The sequence below is a fragment of the Microbacterium sp. NPDC055357 genome (assembly GCF_053644835.1).
Genome location: NZ_JBSHLZ010000001.1, coordinates 18,359 through 36,275, shown reverse-complemented (window position 1 = coordinate 36,275; position 17,917 = coordinate 18,359). Strand labels below are relative to the sequence as shown.

Sequence of the window (17,917 nt, the reverse complement as noted above, 5' to 3'; positions counted from 1 at the left end):
ACGTCGTGTTTGCGCCTGACTTCGTCCCGTCTCCCCCCGCTGGCGGCGCCGCCGCTAGCGTGGCGGTCAGCGCTGACCGTCCAGAGCAGGAGCCGCCCATGTGGATGCAGTCGATCGACCCGACCGGACAGCTCTGGCTGTCCGCCCTGCTCGCCGTCGCCCCGATCCTCGTGTTCCTGGTGTGCCTCGTCGTGTTCAAGCTGAAGGGCATCACCGCCGGGCTCATCGCCGTCGGCCTGCAGGTGCTCGTCGCCCTGTGGCCGTTCGGGATGCCGGTCGGCTCGATCGCCGGGGCGGGACTGCTCGGCATCCTCACGGCCGTATGGCCCATCGCGTACATCATCGTGATGGCGGTGTGGCTCTACAAGCTGGCCGTCGCGAGCGGTCGCTTCGACGTCATCCGCGCGAGCATCTCGGGCATCTCCCCCGACCAGCGGATCCAGGTGCTGCTGATCAGCTTCTGCTTCGGCGCGTTCCTCGAGGGTGCGGCGGGCTTCGGCGTGCCCATCGCGATCTGCGCGGCGCTGCTGGTTCAGCTGGGGTTCGGCCCGATCAAGGCGGCGATGCTGTCGCTCGTCGCGAATGTGGCGGCCGGTGCGTACGGTGCGATCGGCATCCCGGTGATCGTCGGTGCGCAGGTCGGCGAGGTCGAGCTGATGGACCTCACGCTCGACATGGTGGTCGTGCTGCAACTGCTGACCTTCGCCGTGCCGTTCATCCTCGTCATGATCCTCGACGGGTGGCGCGGCATCCGTGAGACCTGGCCGGCGACGCTCGGAGTGAGCGCGGTGTACAGCGGCACGCAGGCCGGCATCCTGATCTTCCTCGGCCCCGAGCTCGCCGACATCGTGCCGGGTCTGCTCGGGATGGTCGCGATCTTCGCGATCGGCCGAGCGTGGCAGCCGAAGCGTATCTACCGCGAGGACGGGGGCGAGCCGCCCGCCATCGAGAAGCACGAGTTCGGCGACGTCGTCGTCGCCTGGAGCCCGTTCTACATCCTCACGGGGGTGATCTTCGTGTGGAGCATCCCCTGGTTCAAGTCCCTCTTCGCCGCGGACGGGCCGTTGTCCTGGCTCGTGGTGACCGTGCCGATCCCCGGCATCACGGGCGTCGTGCGTCCTGAGGGCGCCGAGACTGCGGTCACGACGACCTGGGCGCTCACGCCGATCAACGCGACGGGCACGGCGATCCTCATCGCGGTGCTCATCACCTTCTTCACGACACCGCAGCTGTCGGCGTCTCAGCTCGGCGCGCAGTTCGCCGCGACGGTGCGCGAGCTGTGGCGGCCGATCGTGCTCATCGCGCTCATCCTGATCGTCGCGAACATCGCGAACTACTCGGGCGGTTCGGCCTCGATCGGCAACGCGCTCGCGGCGGTGGGCATGCTGTTTCCGCTCTTCGCGCCGATCATCGGGTGGTTCGGCGTCTTCATCACCGGCTCGGTCGTCAACAACAACACCCTGTTCGCGCACCTGCAGACCATCACCGCCGAGCGGATCGACGTCGACTCGACGCTGCTGGTCGCCGCGAACACCGCCGGCGGCACGGTCGCGAAGGTCGTCTCACCGCAGTCGATCGCGATCGCGGCCGGTGCTGTCGGCCTGACCGGACGCGAGGGCGACATTCTGCGCGCATCCGTCAAGTACAGCCTCGGCATGCTCGCCTTCATCTGCGTGTGGGTGTTCGCCCTCTCGCTCGTGCTGCCGCACTGACCGGCAGCATCCGCCCGCCCCGTTCCCACCCGTCCACTTGCGGCCTTTGTCACCGACACGCCGAAAGATCTCCGCACAAGGCGCAAGTCAACGGGCGGAGGGAGGTGGTGGCGGTGGTGGAGCAGCATCCGCCCGCCCCATTCCCCCTCGTCCACTTGCGGCTTGTGTCGCCGACACGCCGGAACATCTCCGCACAAGGCGCAAGTCAACGGACGGAGGGAAGTGGTGGCGGTGGTGGCGGTGGTGGTTGGAGCAGCATCCGCCCGCCCCGTTCCCCACCCGCCCACTTGCGGCCTCTGTCGCCGACACGCCGAAAGATCTCAGCACAAGGCGCAAGTCAACGGGCGGCGGGGGCGGTGGGGACGGCGGGGCGCGGAGGGTCAGAGGGTGGCGAGAGCGCGGTCGAGGTCGGCGATCAGGTCGTCGACCGACTCGATGCCCACCGACAGGCGCACGAGGTCCTCGGGCACCGCGAGCTCGGTTCCGCGCACCGACGCGTGGGTCATCGCGTCGGGGTAGTTCATGAGCGACTCGACGCCGCCGAGCGACTCGGCGAGCGTGAACAGGCTCGTCGACTCGGCGAAACGACGGGCCGTCGCGGCATCGGCGAGCGAGAGCGAGACGATGCCCCCGAAGCTCGACATCTGGCGGGCGGCGAGCTCGTGACCGGGGTGCGATGTCAGCCCCGGGTAGTACACGCGCTGCACCTTCGGGTGGGCCTCGAGATGTTCCGCGATCGCCTGGGCGTTCTCGCTGTGCCGCTGCATGCGCACATCGAGCGTCTTGATGCCACGGGTCGTGAGCCAGGCATCCATCGGGCCCGAGACGGCCCCGGCGGCGAACTGTACGAACTGCACCTCGCCGGCGAGGTCCTCGTCGGCGAAGACGAGTGCGCCCCCGACGACGTCGGAGTGCCCGCCGATGTACTTCGTCGTCGAGTGCACGACGACGTCGGCACCGAGGTCGAGCGGCTGCTGCAGGGCGGGCGAGGCGAAGGTGTTGTCGACGACGACGAGGGCGCCGGCGGCGTGACCGAGCCGCGCGAGCTCGGCGACGTCGCTGATCTTGAGGAGCGGGTTGCTCGGCGTCTCCACCCACAGGATGCGGGCGGGCCGCTCGACGAGCGCCGCTTCGACTGCTGCCAGGTCGCTCATCTCGACGACGCGCACGCCGACGCCCCATGCGCCGAAGATGCGGGCGATCAGGCGGTAGGTGCCGCCGTAGACGTCGTTGCCCATGAGCACCTCGTCACCGGGCTTCAAGATGGCGCGCAGCAGGGCGTCTTCGGCGGCGAGGCCCGACGCGAACGACAGGGCGCGCGGGCCGCCCTCGAGGGCTGCGAGCTGGGTTTCGAGCGCGGTGCGCGTCGGGTTGGCGGCGCGACCGTACTCGTAGCCGCCGCGCAGTCCGCCGATGCCGTCCTGGGCGTACGTCGTCGAGAAGTGCAGCGGCGGGATGACCGCGCCCGTGGCCTCGTCGAACGCCTGGCCGGCGTGCACGGCACGCGTGGCGAATCCGGGGTTGTCGGTGTGGTCGGTCATGCGGATTCTCCTTCGGAGGGGGTCGAAGCTTCGGAGGGGGTCGACGCTTCGGAGGGGGTCGAAGCTTCGGAGGGGGTCGAGGCGGTGACGTCGAAGCCGCGCTCGCGCATCCACCCGTCGTCGAAGACCTTGCTGAGATAGCCGCGCCCGTGATCGGGCAGCAGCACGACCACGACGGCGTCGGCGGGCAGGTCGCGCGCGACGCGCAGCGCCCCGACGACCGCCATGCCGCTCGAACCGCCCACGAACAGCCCCTCTTCGCGCACGAGGCGTCGGGTCATCGCGAACGCCTCGGCGTCGTCGACGCGCTCGATCTCGTGGGCCACGGTCGTGTCATACGTCTCGGGCCAGAAGTCCTCGCCGACGCCCTCGATGAGGTAGCCGTGCAGCGGACCTCCCGAGTAGATCGACCCCGCCGGGTCGACGCCGATGACGCGCACGGCGTCGTCGGAGACATCGCGCAGGTACCGTCCCGTGCCCGAGATCGTGCCGCCCGTTCCGATGCCGGCGACGAAGTGCGTCACGCGACCCTCGGTGTCGCGCCAGATCTCCGGGCCCGTCGTCTCGTAGTGACCGCGCGGTCCGTTCTGGTTGGCGAACTGGTTGGGCTTGAAGGCGCCGGGGATCTCACGCGCGAGCCGGTCCGAGACGCTGTAGTACGAGCGGGGGTCCTCGGGAGGCACGTTCGTCTCGGTCACGACGACCTCGGCACCGTAGGCCCGCAGCACGGCGACCTTCTCGCCGTCGAACTTGTCGGGCACGACGAAGACCATGCGGTAGCCGCGTTCGAGCGCGATGAGCGCGAGCCCGACTCCCGTGTTCCCGCTCGTCGGCTCGACGATCGTGCCGCCGGGACGGAGCTGCCCGTCACGTTCCGCCGCATTGATGATGTTGCGGGCGATGCGGTCCTTCGCCGAGCCGCCGGGGTTGAAGTACTCGACCTTGGCCAGCACGGTGGCCGCGATGCCGTCGGTGACGCGGGTGAGTTGGACGAGAGGGGTGTTGCCGACGAGGTCGGCGACGCTGCGGGCGTATCGCACGGATGGATTCCTCGGTTGAGCGCGGGTCGCGCGGGCTGAAGGGGTCGACTGAGGCGAGCGCGAAGCGCTCAGCGACAACAGCGACAGGTCAGCACGTGATCCACGGTACCCCACTTGCGGGGAGGCCGCTCGGGTGTGTCAGAGGTGCACGGTCCCGTGCGCGGGGAAAGGGGTTGCCACCGGCATCCGTCTCGCGATAGTCACGAAGTCACGCATGCGAAGGAGAGGGATGCCGCACATCGATCGCTTGTCGAGGCTCGCCCGCGACCGGGGGGTCACCCTCGCCGTCGCCGAATCGCTCACCAGCGGAAAGCTCGCCGGCACCGTCGGCGCGGGCGAGAACGCCTCGGAGTGGTTCGCAGGCGGCGTCGTGGCGTACTTCACGTCCGTCAAGGAGTCCGTGCTGGGCGTCGAGCCGGGCGTCGACCCGTGCTCGGGCGCGTGCGCCGAGCAGCTGGCGCGCGGCGTCCAGCAGCTTATGGATGCCGACATCGCCGTGTCGACGACGGGGGTGGGCGGCCCCGACATCGACGGCGGGCACCCGCCGGGGACCGTGCACATCGGCTGGGCCACGCGCGACGACGTGGGGAGCCTCGCGCTGAAGCTGCCGGGCGATCCTGCCGCCGTGCTCGAGGCGACGGTCGACCGTGCGGTCGAGGCGCTCACGCGGCTCGTCGCCGGTGAGCGCCCCTGACCCTTACAGCGGCTTTCCGCCTGTGACGGGCAGCACGGCGCCGGAGACGTAGGACGCATCCTCGGACGCGAGGTAGACGTACGCGCCCGCGAGCTCGGCGGGCTGACCCGCGCGGCCCAGGGGCGTGTCCTGCCCGAACGACGCGAGCCGGTCGGCGTCCCAGCCCGTCGCGGGGATGAGCGGCGTCCAGACGGGGCCGGGCGCGACGGCGTTGACGCGCACGCCCTTCGGGCCGAGCTCTTCGGCGAGCGCCTTCACGAACGCGACCTGCGCCGCCTTCGTCATGGCGTAGTCGATGAGCGAGGGCGAGGGCACGAACGCCTGGATCGACGAGGTGACGATGATCGACGCGCCGGGCTCGAGGTGCGGCACGGCGGCGCGAGCCGTGAACATCAGGCCGTACAGGTTCGTGCGGAAGACCCGATCCATCTCGGCCGTCTCGAGCGTCGCCAGGCTCTCCCGGTCCTTCTGGTAACCGGCGTTGAGCACGACGATGTCCAGACCCCCGAGAGCGCTGATCGTGTCATCGACGATGGATGCCGCGAACTCCTCCTCGCGCCCGTCACCTGCCAGGCTCGTGCCGGTACGACCCTCGGCGGTGATCAGCCGGACGGTCTCGTCGGCGTCCTTCTGCTCTTCGGGAAGGTGCGAGATCGCCACGTCGGCTCCCTCCCGCGCGAACGCGATCGCGACGGCGCGGCCGATCCCCGAGTCTCCGCCCGTAATGAGCGCGCGGCGTCCCTCGAGCCGTCCCGAGCCCCGATAGGAGTCCTCCCCGTGGTCCGGGGCCGGTGTCGTCTCGTCGGTCAGGCCCGGCTGCTTCTGCTCCTGGGCGGGGAAGCCCTCTTCGCGGTGCTTGTCGCGCGGGTCGTTGATGGATGCCATGAGATCTCCTTTCGCGGAGCTCTCAGGCTAGGCACGCGCCCCGAGAGGCGGCATCCCCTTGACAGGACTCACTCCTCGGGAGGGAGGGGCTCCTCTTCGGGGGGTTCGGGAGTGATGGTCAGCCCGTTGGGCCCGCTCGCCGACTTCATGAGATCTTCGACCCAGAACCGGTTGATGCGCGGCTGGCGCGTTCCGTAGAACTGGATCTGAAGCGGGATCGACGGGTGGATCCAGAAGCTGCGCCGGCCCGTGCCGTCGTTGAGGTCGACATCGAACATGAAGGGCTCCGACCGGCGGAGCTTGTTCATGATGACGATCCGAAGGTGCGCGAGTGTGCGGTCCTCGAGTTCGATCGAGTTGCCCGCCGTGTCGTAGATGAACCTGCCCACGACGCGAGCCTACCCCGCCGCGGGTCAGAGGAAGTCCGCGAGCCGGCGCTGCAGATCGTCGACCGCTTCGGAGGCGCCGTCCAGGCCCGCCGGCATGACGTCTGGGGCGTCGAGCACGACGAGGTGCGTGCTCGGGCCGAGCACGACGGCCGCTTTCGCGGCGCGGCCTTCGACCACGGCGGGAAAGCGAACGGTGTCCGAGCGGTGGTACTGGTTCAGCACCGTCACATAGGCCAGCGCCGCATCGGCGATCGCATCCGTCGTCAGAAAGCGCGTGCCGTTGATCAGCAGGTCTTTCATTCGCGCTCACCTCGATGATGGTCCGTACCGGGTCGGATCGGCCCGCAGTCAGTCAAGCCAGAGTGACACCGGCACCGTCCGCGGCGCACCCCGTTGACGCGATCAAGGGCGTTTGATAGCCGCGTGACGTGCTCGTCGAGCGGCGACCCGATACGCTGATGCCGTGGGCACGATCTACTACGGCGGTTCCGAGCCGATCGACATCGAAGACCGTGCGCTCGCGCACCTGAAGATCGTCATCGCGACGAAGCTGCGGCGAGGCGAGAGCTTCACGCTGTCGTGGAAGCACCCCGACGATCAGCCCGGCGGGCGCTCGACCATCTGGCTGCATCCGTCGATCCCGCTCCGCTTCACGTTCGACGAGCCCGAAGCACCCGAGCTGAGCCGCGAATGGCTCGAAGAGCTCGCCAGCTCGGCGCACTCGTCGGGCGGCATCATGCTCATCTCCGAGCACTTCGACACCGGCGCCGTCGAGGTTCCCCCCGTCGAGCAGTAGGTCTCGAGTCGCCGGCCGCGCCGTCACGACGGCGCGGCCTCCCGCATGCATCGAGGATGCACGCGGGAACCTTCGTCAGAGCCCCAGCAGCTGCACCGTCGCCGCGACGGCGGCGGGGCCGTCGAGCGCGGGGTGCTCGCCCCACTTGCCCCCGGTGACCGTGACCTCGGCCCCTGGCAGCCACACCGTCGTGACGGTGACCGCCGCGACGGCGATCTCGGCCGTCAGGGAGTAGGCGAGACCACCGTGGCGCGCGATCGCGGCGTCGTCGATGCGGGAGAAGCCGTCCATCTGCTCGAGCAGGTCCAGTGGCGGCGCTTCGCCACCCTCCTGCGGCGACACCTGCACCCCGACCGAGCGGATCTCGAGCAGGTCGACGGCGCCTTCGGGCGTCTCCCACTGACAATAGGCACCCCACTCGTCGACGGAGTTGCTCTCGACCGGGTCGAGCCCCGCGATGTACGTGCCGAAAACAGCTTCCACCTGATCGCAGCTCGTGATCGATGCGACGGCCGCGCCGCCGTCGAACGCCGTCGTTTCCGCGGGGGGTGCCTCTTCCTGGATCGGGGCGGGCGGGGCGGGCTCGGCTTCTGCTGGACCGGCGGCACAGCCGGTGAGAGTGAACAGAAGCACGGCGGGCAGAGCGGCTCGGCGCAGAAAAATCACGCGTTCGACAGTACCGGCCCGGCGGGACCCTCCGTTCGGCGGCCGGCTCGTGGCATCCGCCCTCTGCAGCCCCCGCGCCTCCGCTCCGCGCCGGCACTGTCGGCTAGTGTGGCTCCGGCCCCTGGAGTTCCCCTTGCCTGATCGCCCCCTGATGTCGGCCGTCGTCTACGACGCCACCGCCGCGCTCCCCCGCGTGGCGACCGTCGCCCGACCGATCTGTCCGCCCGACGGTGTGATCGTGCGGGTCGGCGCGACGGGAGTGTGCCGATCGGACTGGCACGCCTGGCAAGGTCACGACCCGGTCGCCCTGCCCCACATCCCCGGTCACGAGTTCGCCGGCACGCTCGCCGAAGTGGGAGCGGACGTGCGCCACTGGAGCGTCGGCGACCGTGTCACGGCGCCGTTCGTGTGCGGATGCGGCGCCTGCGACATCTGCCGCAGCGGTGACGCGCACGTGTGCCCCGCGCAGACGCAGCCGGGGTTCACCCACGCGGGATCCTTCGCGGAATACGTGGTGGTGCACGCCGCCGACACGAATCTCGTCGCCCTGCCCGACGCGGTCGACTTCGCCACGGCGGCGGCTCTCGGTTGCCGTTTCGCGACGGCGTTCCGCGCCGCGACGACCCACGGCCAGGTCTCTGCGGGTGACGAGGTGGTGGTCTTCGGATGCGGCGGAGTCGGCCTCTCGGCGGTCATGATCTGCGCTGCGCTCGGGGCCCGCGTCACCGCGGTCGATCTGTCGGAGGACGCTCTCACGCACGCCCGCGACCTGGGCGCGACGACGACGATCCGCTCCTCCGACCCGGTCGATCAGGTGCTGCACGCCACCCGAGGCGGCGCGCACGTCACGATCGACGCGCTCGGCTCACCCGCGACCTCGGCGGCGGCTGTTCTGTCACTGCGCCGCCGCGGGCGGCACGTGCAGATCGGCCTCATGCTGGGTGACAACGCGCGGGCACCCCTGCCCTGGGACCGGGTCATCGCCTGGGAGCTCTCGGTCTTCGGCTCGCACGGCATGCCGGCAGTGGACTATCCGGCGATGATCGAGATGGTCGCCGACGGGCGGCTGCGGCCCGAGTTGCTGATCGGGGCCCGCACCGACCTGGCGGGCGCGGGCGCGGCGCTCGTCGCGATGGACGCCCGCAGCACCGGATCGGGCATCGTCGTCGCCATCCCGTGACACCGGCGCCGTCGAGGTGCCGCCGATCGAGAACGGAGACCTCAGTTCTCGGGCCGCAGCGTCACCACGGCGCGCGCCGGGTAGACGAGGTCGGCCGTGCCGTCTTCGCCGACGGTCAGCGTGTAATCGCCGATGCGCACGACGCCGTGGCGACGCGCATCCGGGCGCGGCTCGAGCAGGCTCTCGCCGCCGAACAGGTCGCGCAGTTCGATCGTGGTCTGGGGATTTCGCCGCCGCGGCACCTGCGAGCGCTTTCCCACGAGGTAGTGCAGACGGGCGTCGTCGCGCATGTCGAAGCGGGAGCGGTTGACGCGTCGCGTCTTGCCCTCGCGCGCCGTCAGCGTGCTCTCGCTGCCGGTGACGTGCCACGCGCCGACGATCGTGTCGACGGCGACCGAGACGAGCACCCGCACGCGGTCGGCCTTGGCGCGCTCCATCGCCCACGCTGTGCCCGCGGCATCCTCTCTCCAGACGGCCTCGCTCTGCGACGGCTCGGCATGGATCCGTGACGGCCAGACGAACAGCACGAGGTCGGTCGGATGGAAGAAGTCCTGCTTGAACATGAGGTGCTCCTCGCACGGTGGCACGACCGCGTCGGCATACGCATTTCCGCTCGCGATGGTCACGTCCGGCGCCGATGGGCCGGGCGCGAGGTCGATCGTGTCGATCGCGTCGGCGGATCGGACGGCGAAGACCACGGTCAGTGGCACGGCGCGATTCGCGATGTCGGTGATGATGCCCGACCCGCGATGATCGCGCAATGGTTCGCGCCACGCGGGGACTTCGAGTATGGGCGATTCAGAATCGTCGCAGGCGCTGATGTGGGCCGGCCGCCGCCCCTGGAGTTCCCTGTTCGTCCACCCCACGGTGTCCGCCCGGCGTCTGCAACGTCACCGCCGCGGCGGCGAGGCGCACGTATGCGCGGATCAGACCCCACCCCGGACGGGCCCGCAACAGGCGAACGGCCGGATGCAGGCGGCATCCAGCGACATTCGCCTGCATCCGGGGGATCGCCCGTTCTCGGTGACGCGTCGCGAGTGCCGGCCCGAGCGACGTCGGACCGGCACTGGCCGCGCCACAGCACGGGCGCCGGATCGGATCGGCGCCCGAAGCCGATCCGTCACGCGGTGATCAGCCCCCTACGTCACCGCGTGCGAACACGAGCACGAAACCCCCGTCGTGCTCGCGGATATGGAAGGTCGCCTCAGCGCTCGTACCGTCGAGCGTGTCATAGCCCGTCCCGTTGTCGGTGCCGGGCGTGCGGAACATGTCGTACCCGCCGAGTGAGGCTTCGTAGTGTGCGAAGACGTCGCCGATCGCGGCATCCGTCGCATACGACAGCGTCTCGCTCGAGCCGTCCATTGCGGATGCCGTGATGCACAGCACGGCATCCGCCGGCGGCGCCGCCCAGTTCGCGGGCTGCATCTCGACATCGGTGATGTCGGCGGGGAAGACGGCGAGCGGGAAGGCGTCGCGGCACTCGTCCGGCACGTCACCCGCGGGCAGCGGCTCCTCGACATCACCGGCGGGCAGCGGCTCATCGAGCACGTCGGTCGCGGGGCCGGGGTCGACGAGGCCTCGCTCGTCGGCGGCGCAGCCGACGAGCAGCGCGAGTGCCGCGATGGCGACCCCCGCAGCCAGGACGCGCGGACGACGGAGCGGGCGTGCCCGGCGCAGGAGAGAGGGGCGCCCTTGGCAGCGGATCACGCCCGCGCGTCGACACCCGTCACTATCGGTCCTGCAGACGGCACCCGTGGGCGCGGTCATCGGGCGTTCTCGGCGCGGGTGACGCGGCTGCGGCCGACCGCGAGCCAGATGCCCGCGACGACGAGCCACGCCGGCATGAAGACACCCGGCAGCCCCGGCACGCCCGTACTCAGAACCCCCGCGAAGGTGCCGACGGCGGCGACGGTCGTCACGCCGCCCACGAGGACGATGGCGACGCCCCCGACGCGACGATGCGCCGCGTCGAACGTGCGACTCGGCTTTCCGCCCGGGTCACTGCGCATGGTTCCTCCCGATCGCGCGATGACACGATCTTCGGGGATGCGACGGCCCGAGCGACAGGCACACGTCCTCACTCTTATCCAGGTGCTCCGTGTGCCGCCCGGCCACCCGGCGTCGTCAGATGACGAGGAAGTACACCGCGACGACGCCGATCACGATGATGAGCGTCCGCAGCAGCCACGCAGGCAGGCGCCGGCCGATCGCGGCGCCGATGACCGCGCCGGCCAGTGACCCGAGCGCGAGCGTCGCGATCGCGACCCACGGAAGGGACGCGGCGAAGACGAAGACGACCGTTGCGACGCCGCCGGCGAGTGTCTGCAACACGTTCTTGATCGCGTTGATGCGCTGGATGTCCTGCGTCATCGTCATCTCGAGCACGCCGACGATCAAGACGCCTTGAGCTGCTCCGAAGTAGCCGCCGTACACACCCGTCGCCGCCGTGAGCGGAAACCGCAGCCACGCCGGTGCCGACGTGCGTCCGGGCGTGCGTGTCGCGCGCCGCCGCAGCAGCGGCTGGATGCCGACGAGCACGCAGCCGACGATGACGAGCACGGGGGCGACGATGCGGAAGACGTCGGGCGGCAGCACGAGGAGCGCGAGCGCCCCGATCAGGGCGCCGATAGCCGTGAGGACTGCGAGTGGCACGATGGCCGCGAACAGGCCCCGGAGCTCTCGGCGGTAGCCGATCACCCCGCCGATGTTGCCGATCGCGAGGCCGACGGTGTTGGCCATGTTCGCGGTGACGGGAGGCACCCCGAGGGCGAGAAGCGCAGGGAACGTGATGAGCGTCCCCGACCCGACGACCGTGTTGATGATGCCGGCTGCGATGGCGGCGAGCGCGAGGACACCGAGGCCCAAGGGGCTCATGAGGTCCATGCCTGCTCGCTCTCTACGTGTGCGGATGGCCGAACAGGTGGTGTGGTGGTCGGACCAATTCTGTTACTGTACAACGCATGTCAACCGATGGATGGGCCTCGCTCGGCGTTGTGCCGCGCATGGCGACCTCGAGCGCGATCGCCGCTCGCATCCTCGAACTCGCGGAGCGCGGTGATGTCGGACCGGGCACCGCTCTGCCTCCCGAGCGCGACCTCGCAACGCAGCTCGGCGTCTCGCGTACGACGATCCGCGAGGCCATCCACGAACTGACGCTCAAGGGCGTCGTGCGGCGTCGCCAGGGATCGGGCACGGTGCTTCTGGACACCTCGAGCGCGGCGGCATCCCTGCTTCGCGACATGTCGGCATCCGAGCGGGATGCCACCGAAGTGATCGACTTCCGCACGACCTTCGAGCCGCAGATCGCGGGGCTCGCCGCGGGGCGGCGCACCGACAGCGACCTGCTCGTGCTGGCGAATCACTGCGACTTCGACCCCGCGACGGTGTCGACCGAGGAATCCCTCGAGCACGACCAGCGCTTCCACGAGGCGATCGCCGCCGCGACGCACAACCACCTCATCGTCTCGCTCAGTCGGGCGACGTCGGAATGGGTGAGCGACTTCCGTCGCATCTCCCACGCGAGTCCCACCGGACGCGCCACTTCGCTGACCGGTCACCGCGCCATCCTTGCGGCGATCGAGAACGGCGATTCCGACGAAGCCGCTCGACACATGCGTGAGCACGTGACCATCGTCGGCCGCATCTGACGCGACCGGCTCACCGTTCAGAAAGCACTCACATGAAGTCTCTTCGCCCCCTGCTCGCCGTCGGCATCCTCACTGCGGCAACGGTCGCCCTCACCGCGTGCGGCGGCGGGTCGACAGGCGCCGATGGCGACAGCGCACCCGGCAACACGGCCGACGTCAATTACCACGTCGCCTCGGGTGAGCCGATCGCCGACCTCGTCGCACAGCTTCCGGAATCGATCGCCGAAAGCGGCAAGCTCGTCATCGCGACGGATGCCACGATCGGCGAGCCGTTCGGATCGTATGACGCCGACGGCGCCACGATGGTGGGCATCGCCCCCGATCTGGCCTTCGCGTTCGGCGACGCGCTCGGTCTGGACATCGAGCTGCGGCAGGTCGTCTTCGCGAACCTGATCCCCGGTCTGGCGGCAGACCGCTACGATTTCTCGCTCGCCCCGATGCTCGACACCGAAGAGCGTCAGCAGCAGGTCGACTTCATCGACTTCCTGCGCGGCGGTTCGCAGTTCATCGTCGCGCGCGACGATGCGGATGCACCAGAGAACCTGTCGCCCGACACCGCGTGCGGCCTGGCGATCGGCGTCGCGGCCGGCTCGGTCGAAGAGATCTCGCTGACCGAGAAGAACGAGACGTGCGCTGAGCCGATCAACATCATGGCGTTCAAGACGAACAACGAGGGCGTCCTGGCACTCACGAGCGGCCGCATCGACGCGTACGGCACGGCTGCCGCCCAGGCCGGCTACATCGCGCAGACCGACGATGAGCAGCTGACCCTGAGCGGAGAGCCGTTCCAGGGCGGACTGTCGGGCATGGCGTTCCCGAAGGACAGCGAACTGCTCCCCGTGATCCAGGCGGTGTTCCAGACCTTCATCGATGAGGGCACGTACGACGAGATGCTCTCGGTCTACGGTCTGCAGCAGCTCGCGGTGCCGATGGCAGGCAAGAACAACGAGGCCGCTGGATGAGCAGCCGCGGAGAGCAGACGGCGGCACCGCGCGCACTCGCCGAGGTGAGCGACTACCGCATCGTCGGCCGTCCGCGGCCGATGATGTGGGTCGCGACGGCCGTCGTGATCGCGCTCGCGGCACTCGTGGCGTACTCGATCGTGACGAACCCCCGCTTCGAGTGGGACGTCGTCGGGGAGTACTTCTTCTCGACCTCGGTGCTCAACGGCCTGTGGAAGACGATCGAGCTCACCGTCGTGTCGATGGTGATCGGCATCGTCATCGGTCTGGTGATCGCGCTCATGCGCATCTCGGACAACCGAGTGCTCAACGCCGTCGCCGGCGCGTACGTCTGGTTCTTCCGCGGCACACCGCTGCTCGTGCAGCTGGTCATCCTCTACAACATCTCGGCGCTCTACCCCTCGATCTCGCTCGGTATACCCTTCGGGCCGACGTTCTTCGAGGGCAGCGTCAATGAGATCGTCACGCCGTACGTCGTCGCCGTCGCGGCACTCGCGCTCAACGAAGCGGCCTACATGGCCGAGATCATCCGCGGCGGACTGCTGTCGGTCGACAACGGCCAGCTCGAAGCGTCGCGCGCACTCGGCATGAGCGGACGCCGCGCGATGCGCCGCATCGTCATCCCACAGGCGATGCGGTTCATCATCCCGCCGACGGGTAACGAGGTGCTGTCGCTGCTCAAATCGACATCGCTGGTGTCGGTGATCGCCCTGCCCGAACTCCTCTACTCCGTGCAGGTCGTCTACAGCCGCACCTTCGAGACCATCCCGCTGCTCATGGTCGCGACGATCTGGTACCTCATCGTCACGTCGATCCTCATGGTCGGCCAGCAGGCCCTGGAGCGCTTCTACTCGCGCGGAAGCACGCGCTCGGGTGGACGCGGAACGGGGTCGCTGCAGCGCCTCACCGGCATCCGGTTCCGTCGCCGCGCGGCGACGGCGACCGTGACAGGAGGAAACCGATGAGCTTCGTCAGCGTGCGTGACGTGCACAAGAGCTTCGGCGGTGTCGAGGTCCTCAAGGGCGTCTCCCTCGAGATGGATCGCGGACAGGTCGTCTGCGTCATCGGCCCGAGCGGCTCGGGCAAGAGCACGTTCCTGCGCTGCATCAACCGGCTCGAGACGATCGATGAGGGACTCATCGCGATCGACGGCGATCCGATCGGCGCCTTCGTGCGCGGCGGTCGCCTGCACGAGGCACCCGAGCGCACCGTGCGCGCGCAGCGCGAGCAGATCGGCATGGTCTTCCAGTCGTTCAACCTCTTCCCGCACTTGAGCGTGCTGGAGAACATCATCGAAGCGCCCGTCGGCGTGAAGAAGGAGAAGCGTTCCACCGCCGTCGCGTACGCACTCGAGCTGCTCGAGCGAGTCGGCCTCGCCGAGAAGCGCGACGCGTATCCGAAGCAGCTCTCCGGCGGTCAGCAGCAGCGCGTCGCGATCGCCCGCGCGCTCGCGATGCGGCCGAAGCTGTTGCTGTTCGACGAGCCGACGAGCGCCCTGGATCCCGAGATGGTCGGCGAGGTCCTCGCCGTCATGCGGGGTCTTGCGACCGAGCACACCACGATGATCGTCGTCACGCACGAGATGGGGTTCGCGCGCGAAGTCGCCGACCGCCTCATCTTCATGGACGACGGGAAGGTCGTCGAAGAAGGCGACCCGAAGCAGATCATGGCGGCACCGCAGCATCCGCGCACCCAGGCATTCCTCGACAGCGTCCTGTGACGGGAGACACCTTCATGACCGACATCCGCGACATCATCGGCGACATCTGGCTGAGCGATGAGCTCATGGGCGACCTCACCGCGATCTGCGACACGGGCGGTCGGGTGGCCGGAACCGCGAGCGAGGCAGCGGCGCAGGCGTTGCTCGAGCGACGCGCACGCGACCTGGGCGGCCAGTACAGCGAGCAGACGTTCACGGTCACGGGACTGCGCAGCCAGGGGCACTCCGTGCGCCTGATCGCGAGTGGACGCGAGCTCGAAAGCTACCCGCTGCTCAACTGCGCCGCGGTCGACGACGTTCTCCCCGTCATCGATCTCGGGCGCGGAACCCCCTCCGATTTCGAGGGTGCCCGCGACCTGATCCCCGGTCACGCCGTGCTCGTGCGGCATGAGTTCCCGTTCTCGACCAACCACGTGCACCGTGGCGTGAAGCTCGCCCTCGCGCGGGAATACGGCGCCGCCGCGTTCCTCATCGGCAACAACCAGCCCGGTGCCGGCGCCGTGAGTGGATCGGGCGGCACCGGCGAGCCCGGCGAGATCCCCGCGTTCGGGCTGAGTCACGACGCGACGAGCGAACTCGCGACAGCACTCGCGTTCGGTCCGGCCGAGGTGCACCTGGTCAACGAGGCCACCGCCGCCGAGTGGACCGGTCGCAACATCTTCGTCCGCTTCCCCGGCCGGACCGACGACGTGGTCGTGCTGAGCGCGCACATCGACGGTCACGGCCTCGCCGAGAGCGCCATGGACAACGGCGCGGGCCTCGCGACAGTGCTCGAGGTCGCCAGGCGTCTCGGCCCGCGCGCCGCCGACAGCGAGCGCGGGCTGCTGGTCGCCCTCTTCACCTTCGAGGAGTGGGCTCTGACCGGCTCCGCCGAGTACGTCGCCTCCCTGGACGAGGCCGCGCGCGGCCGCATCCACTGCAACGTCAACGTCGACACCCCCGTCGGCTACCCGCGCCTCTACGGGCTCACCGCCGGCAACCCGGTCATCCTCGATCTGCTGCAGCGGGCGAGCCGGCTGGGCGGCACCCCGGTGCATCCGATCTACGCCCACACGACGAACTCGGACCACGCGAACTTCCTCGCCGCCGGCATTCCCGCCGTCCGGCTCATCGGCGGCTACAACGACGAGTCCGCGGGCAGCCGCCTGCTGCTCACGGCCGCCGACACCCGCCACCGCATCGAGCCGCTCGACCTCAAGCACGGCGCGATCGTCACGGCACTGGTGACCCTGTCGGCGATGCAGGCCTGACCTTCACGGCGTCAGATGCACGTCCTCTGGGCATGCGCGCTCGGGGTTAGGGTGGGCCAGGCCACACGGGCTGGAGGGGACGATGAGTGCGGAGTTGAGCAACGAAGGCCGTCGGGCGCGCAAGCGCCGCGAGACGGACGACGCGATCGCCCTCGCGAGCGTCGAGCTGGCGGTCGAGCGCGGCTACGACCACACGACGGTCGATGAGATCTGCCGGCGTGCCGACGTCTCGCGGAGCACCTTCTTCAATTACTACCCCTCACGAGATGCCGCGATCCTGGGCCGGAGCGTGCCCGTGCTGGACGACGACGCGATCACCGCGGCCTTCGGCGCGTACCGGGGCGATCCTGTCATGGGCGTCATCGCCCTCGCCGTGTCGCACGTGACGTCATCCGATGCGTCCGACAGCCGAGTCACCGCACTTCGCACGCGGCTGCTGGCCGACGAGCCGGTCGCGGTGCGGCAGTATTCCGCGGCCCTCGTGACGTCACAGGCGAACCTCACGGATGCCGCCTTCCGGTGGCTGAGCGCGAACCCGCAGTCCGCGCGCCTCGCGCGCGATCCGCTGCGCGAGGCGACCCTCGCCGTCACGGCGGCGTACGGTGTCCTGTATGCCGCGGCCGAGGGATGGCGCGTGCCCGTGGAGGCCTTGACCGATCCGGCATCCGAGGTCATCCGTCGACTCGGACAGCTGCGCACCGTCCTGGGGACGACCCCGTGAGCGCAGCGCCATCCCCGCGCGAGCGCAGCCGTCGCGACACGGAGAACCGCATCGAGCTCGCCGCGACCTCGCTCGCCCTCGAGCAGGGTTTCAACGATGTCACGGTCGACGAGATCTGCGATCGTGCCGACGTCGCGCGCAGCACCTTCTTCAAGTACTTCTCGTCGCGCGACGCCGCGATCCTGGGACGCGAGCTGCAGATCCTCGAGGGAGAGGACGCCTCGGCCGTGTTGAGCGCGCACGCGGGCTTTCTTCCGCGCGGGGTGTTCGAGCTGATCTTCGCCTCCGTCGGGCACGCCCACGTCCACACCGACGTTGCTCGCGCACGTCAAGAACTCACCCGCACCCAGCCCGACGCACGCGCCGTGGGCACGCTCATCCTGGTCGACTCCGCCGCCCTGCTGATGTCCGGCGTCCGCGACTGGCTCATCGAGCACCCCCAGCACGCGCGGCTTCCCGACGACCCCACCGCCGAGGCATCCCTCGCGACGAATGCCGCCTACGCGGCGATCTCGACGATGGCGGGCGGGTGGATGGCGGCAGCCGGTGACATCACGGCGAGCGCGGAGGAGTTCGATGCCGCGCTGGACGACCTCCGCCGCGTGGCGGGCCACTGACCGGGAAGAACCGGACGAGGCGGCGGATGCCTGGGCCCCACACCCGCATCCGCCACCATCGATTCCCCAGTACCTCGCAGCGCCCCGGGCATCCCCT

The 17,917-nt window shown here is 69.6% G+C and carries 21 protein-coding genes; 11 read left to right on the top strand and 10 right to left on the bottom strand.

The features are described 5' to 3' along the window. The first annotated feature begins 98 nt into the window (after nucleotides 1–98). Nucleotides 99–1,712 (top strand): L-lactate permease, encoded by a 1,614-nt coding sequence (locus ACWICD_RS00190; RefSeq protein ID WP_454138940.1) that lies wholly within the window; start codon nucleotides 99–101, stop codon nucleotides 1,710–1,712. Between the two features lie 380 nt (nucleotides 1,713–2,092). On the opposite strand, the gene ACWICD_RS00185 is transcribed toward ACWICD_RS00190, so the two are convergent. Together ACWICD_RS00185 and ACWICD_RS00180 are read right to left on the bottom strand one after the other, a co-directional pair. Next, a complete protein-coding gene (locus ACWICD_RS00185) occupies nucleotides 2,093–3,253 on the bottom strand; it encodes a cystathionine gamma-synthase (RefSeq protein ID WP_454138939.1) in 1,161 nt (386 codons plus the stop codon). Further along, a complete protein-coding gene (locus tag ACWICD_RS00180; RefSeq protein WP_454138937.1) occupies nucleotides 3,250–4,293 on the bottom strand; it encodes a PLP-dependent cysteine synthase family protein in 1,044 nt (347 codons plus the stop codon). Before ACWICD_RS00180 ends, ACWICD_RS00185 begins: the two co-directional genes overlap by 4 nt. 229 nt (nucleotides 4,294–4,522) lie before the next feature. Here ACWICD_RS00180 and ACWICD_RS00175 point away from each other — a divergent pair, with 229 nt between their 5' ends. After that, on the top strand, nucleotides 4,523–4,987 hold the full coding sequence (locus ACWICD_RS00175; protein WP_376130805.1) for a CinA family protein: 465 nt from the start codon (nucleotides 4,523–4,525) through the stop codon (nucleotides 4,985–4,987). A gap of 3 nt (nucleotides 4,988–4,990) precedes the next feature. On the opposite strand, the gene ACWICD_RS00170 is transcribed toward ACWICD_RS00175, so the two are convergent. From ACWICD_RS00170 to ACWICD_RS00160, 3 genes are all read right to left on the bottom strand, one after another. Continuing rightward, a complete protein-coding gene (locus ACWICD_RS00170) occupies nucleotides 4,991–5,872 on the bottom strand; it encodes an SDR family oxidoreductase (RefSeq protein ID WP_376130802.1) in 882 nt (293 codons plus the stop codon). 68 nt (nucleotides 5,873–5,940) lie between these two features. Next, entirely contained in the window at nucleotides 5,941–6,261 is a 321-nt protein-coding gene (locus ACWICD_RS00165; RefSeq protein WP_376130799.1) for a DUF7882 family protein, read from the bottom strand. A gap of 24 nt (nucleotides 6,262–6,285) precedes the next feature. Then, nucleotides 6,286–6,561: a hypothetical protein gene (locus ACWICD_RS00160; RefSeq protein WP_376130796.1), complete on the bottom strand. Its 276-nt coding sequence runs from the start codon at nucleotides 6,559–6,561 to the stop codon at nucleotides 6,286–6,288. A gap of 163 nt (nucleotides 6,562–6,724) precedes the next feature. On the opposite strand from ACWICD_RS00160, the gene ACWICD_RS00155 reads away from it, so the two are divergent. Further along, entirely contained in the window at nucleotides 6,725–7,057 is a 333-nt protein-coding gene (locus ACWICD_RS00155; RefSeq protein ID WP_376130793.1) for a DUF7882 family protein, read from the top strand. 75 nt (nucleotides 7,058–7,132) lie between these two features. On the opposite strand, the gene ACWICD_RS00150 is transcribed toward ACWICD_RS00155, so the two are convergent. Then, entirely contained in the window at nucleotides 7,133–7,723 is a 591-nt protein-coding gene (locus ACWICD_RS00150) for a hypothetical protein (protein WP_376129571.1), read from the bottom strand. Between the two features lie 151 nt (nucleotides 7,724–7,874). Here ACWICD_RS00150 and ACWICD_RS00145 point away from each other — a divergent pair, with 151 nt between their 5' ends. Further along, complete coding sequence (locus ACWICD_RS00145) at nucleotides 7,875–8,903, top strand: alcohol dehydrogenase catalytic domain-containing protein (RefSeq protein ID WP_376129679.1); 1,029 nt, start codon at nucleotides 7,875–7,877, stop codon at nucleotides 8,901–8,903. A gap of 41 nt (nucleotides 8,904–8,944) precedes the next feature. Here ACWICD_RS00145 and ACWICD_RS00140 read toward each other — a convergent pair whose 3' ends face one another. From ACWICD_RS00140 to ACWICD_RS00125, 4 genes are all read right to left on the bottom strand, one after another. Further along, the gene (locus ACWICD_RS00140; protein WP_376129574.1) at nucleotides 8,945–9,613 is read right to left on the bottom strand and encodes a hypothetical protein; all 669 of its coding nucleotides are present in this window, start codon (nucleotides 9,611–9,613) and stop codon (nucleotides 8,945–8,947) included. Between the two features lie 421 nt (nucleotides 9,614–10,034). Beyond that, entirely contained in the window at nucleotides 10,035–10,610 is a 576-nt protein-coding gene (locus tag ACWICD_RS00135; protein ID WP_454138936.1) for a hypothetical protein, read from the bottom strand. Between the two features lie 56 nt (nucleotides 10,611–10,666). After that, nucleotides 10,667–10,912 (bottom strand): hypothetical protein, encoded by a 246-nt coding sequence (locus tag ACWICD_RS00130; RefSeq protein ID WP_454138935.1) that lies wholly within the window; start codon nucleotides 10,910–10,912, stop codon nucleotides 10,667–10,669. A gap of 115 nt (nucleotides 10,913–11,027) precedes the next feature. Next, on the bottom strand, nucleotides 11,028–11,786 hold the full coding sequence (locus tag ACWICD_RS00125; protein WP_454138934.1) for a sulfite exporter TauE/SafE family protein: 759 nt from the start codon (nucleotides 11,784–11,786) through the stop codon (nucleotides 11,028–11,030). Nucleotides 11,787–11,863: 77 nt separating this feature from the next. Between ACWICD_RS00125 and ACWICD_RS00120 the strand changes: the two genes are divergently transcribed. The 7 genes from ACWICD_RS00120 to ACWICD_RS00090 all read left to right on the top strand — a co-directional run bounded on the left by ACWICD_RS00120 (nucleotide 11,864) and on the right by ACWICD_RS00090 (nucleotide 17,820). Then, nucleotides 11,864–12,550, top strand: a complete 687-nt coding sequence (locus ACWICD_RS00120; protein WP_376129585.1) for a FadR/GntR family transcriptional regulator — start codon at nucleotides 11,864–11,866, stop codon at nucleotides 12,548–12,550. 32 nt (nucleotides 12,551–12,582) lie between these two features. Next, on the top strand, nucleotides 12,583–13,512 hold the full coding sequence (locus ACWICD_RS00115) for a transporter substrate-binding domain-containing protein (protein ID WP_376129588.1): 930 nt from the start codon (nucleotides 12,583–12,585) through the stop codon (nucleotides 13,510–13,512). Beyond that, on the top strand, nucleotides 13,509–14,477 hold the full coding sequence (locus tag ACWICD_RS00110; protein ID WP_454138933.1) for an amino acid ABC transporter permease: 969 nt from the start codon (nucleotides 13,509–13,511) through the stop codon (nucleotides 14,475–14,477). The genes ACWICD_RS00115 and ACWICD_RS00110 overlap by 4 nt, the downstream gene beginning before the upstream one ends. Next, complete coding sequence (locus ACWICD_RS00105; protein WP_454138932.1) at nucleotides 14,474–15,232, top strand: amino acid ABC transporter ATP-binding protein; 759 nt, start codon at nucleotides 14,474–14,476, stop codon at nucleotides 15,230–15,232. Before ACWICD_RS00110 ends, ACWICD_RS00105 begins: the two co-directional genes overlap by 4 nt. After that, complete coding sequence (locus tag ACWICD_RS00100; protein ID WP_454138931.1) at nucleotides 15,229–16,482, top strand: M28 family peptidase; 1,254 nt, start codon at nucleotides 15,229–15,231, stop codon at nucleotides 16,480–16,482. Before ACWICD_RS00105 ends, ACWICD_RS00100 begins: the two co-directional genes overlap by 4 nt. A 94-nt stretch (nucleotides 16,483–16,576) precedes the next feature. Beyond that, nucleotides 16,577–17,203: a TetR/AcrR family transcriptional regulator gene (locus ACWICD_RS00095; protein ID WP_454138930.1), complete on the top strand. Its 627-nt coding sequence runs from the start codon at nucleotides 16,577–16,579 to the stop codon at nucleotides 17,201–17,203. Continuing rightward, nucleotides 17,200–17,820, top strand: coding sequence for a TetR/AcrR family transcriptional regulator (locus ACWICD_RS00090; protein WP_376129603.1), 621 nt, complete (start codon nucleotides 17,200–17,202; stop codon nucleotides 17,818–17,820). Before ACWICD_RS00095 ends, ACWICD_RS00090 begins: the two co-directional genes overlap by 4 nt. Nucleotides 17,821–17,917 lie beyond the last annotated feature (97 nt).

Coding starts and splice junctions, on each gene's coding strand:
- ACWICD_RS00190 (WP_454138940.1), top strand. CDS start 99: ATGTGGATGCAGTCGATCGACCCGACCGGACAGCTCTGGCTGTCCGCC.
- ACWICD_RS00185 (WP_454138939.1), bottom strand. CDS start 3,253: ATGACCGACCACACCGACAACCCCGGATTCGCCACGCGTGCCGTGCAC.
- ACWICD_RS00175 (WP_376130805.1), top strand. CDS start 4,523: ATGCCGCACATCGATCGCTTGTCGAGGCTCGCCCGCGACCGGGGGGTC.
- ACWICD_RS00170 (WP_376130802.1), bottom strand. CDS start 5,872: ATGGCATCCATCAACGACCCGCGCGACAAGCACCGCGAAGAGGGCTTC.
- ACWICD_RS00160 (WP_376130796.1), bottom strand. CDS start 6,561: ATGAAAGACCTGCTGATCAACGGCACGCGCTTTCTGACGACGGATGCG.
- ACWICD_RS00145 (WP_376129679.1), top strand. CDS start 7,875: ATGTCGGCCGTCGTCTACGACGCCACCGCCGCGCTCCCCCGCGTGGCG.
- ACWICD_RS00130 (WP_454138935.1), bottom strand. CDS start 10,912: ATGCGCAGTGACCCGGGCGGAAAGCCGAGTCGCACGTTCGACGCGGCG.
- ACWICD_RS00125 (WP_454138934.1), bottom strand. CDS start 11,786: ATGGACCTCATGAGCCCCTTGGGCCTCGGTGTCCTCGCGCTCGCCGCC.
- ACWICD_RS00120 (WP_376129585.1), top strand. CDS start 11,864: ATGTCAACCGATGGATGGGCCTCGCTCGGCGTTGTGCCGCGCATGGCG.
- ACWICD_RS00115 (WP_376129588.1), top strand. CDS start 12,583: ATGAAGTCTCTTCGCCCCCTGCTCGCCGTCGGCATCCTCACTGCGGCA.
- ACWICD_RS00110 (WP_454138933.1), top strand. CDS start 13,509: ATGAGCAGCCGCGGAGAGCAGACGGCGGCACCGCGCGCACTCGCCGAG.
- ACWICD_RS00105 (WP_454138932.1), top strand. CDS start 14,474: ATGAGCTTCGTCAGCGTGCGTGACGTGCACAAGAGCTTCGGCGGTGTC.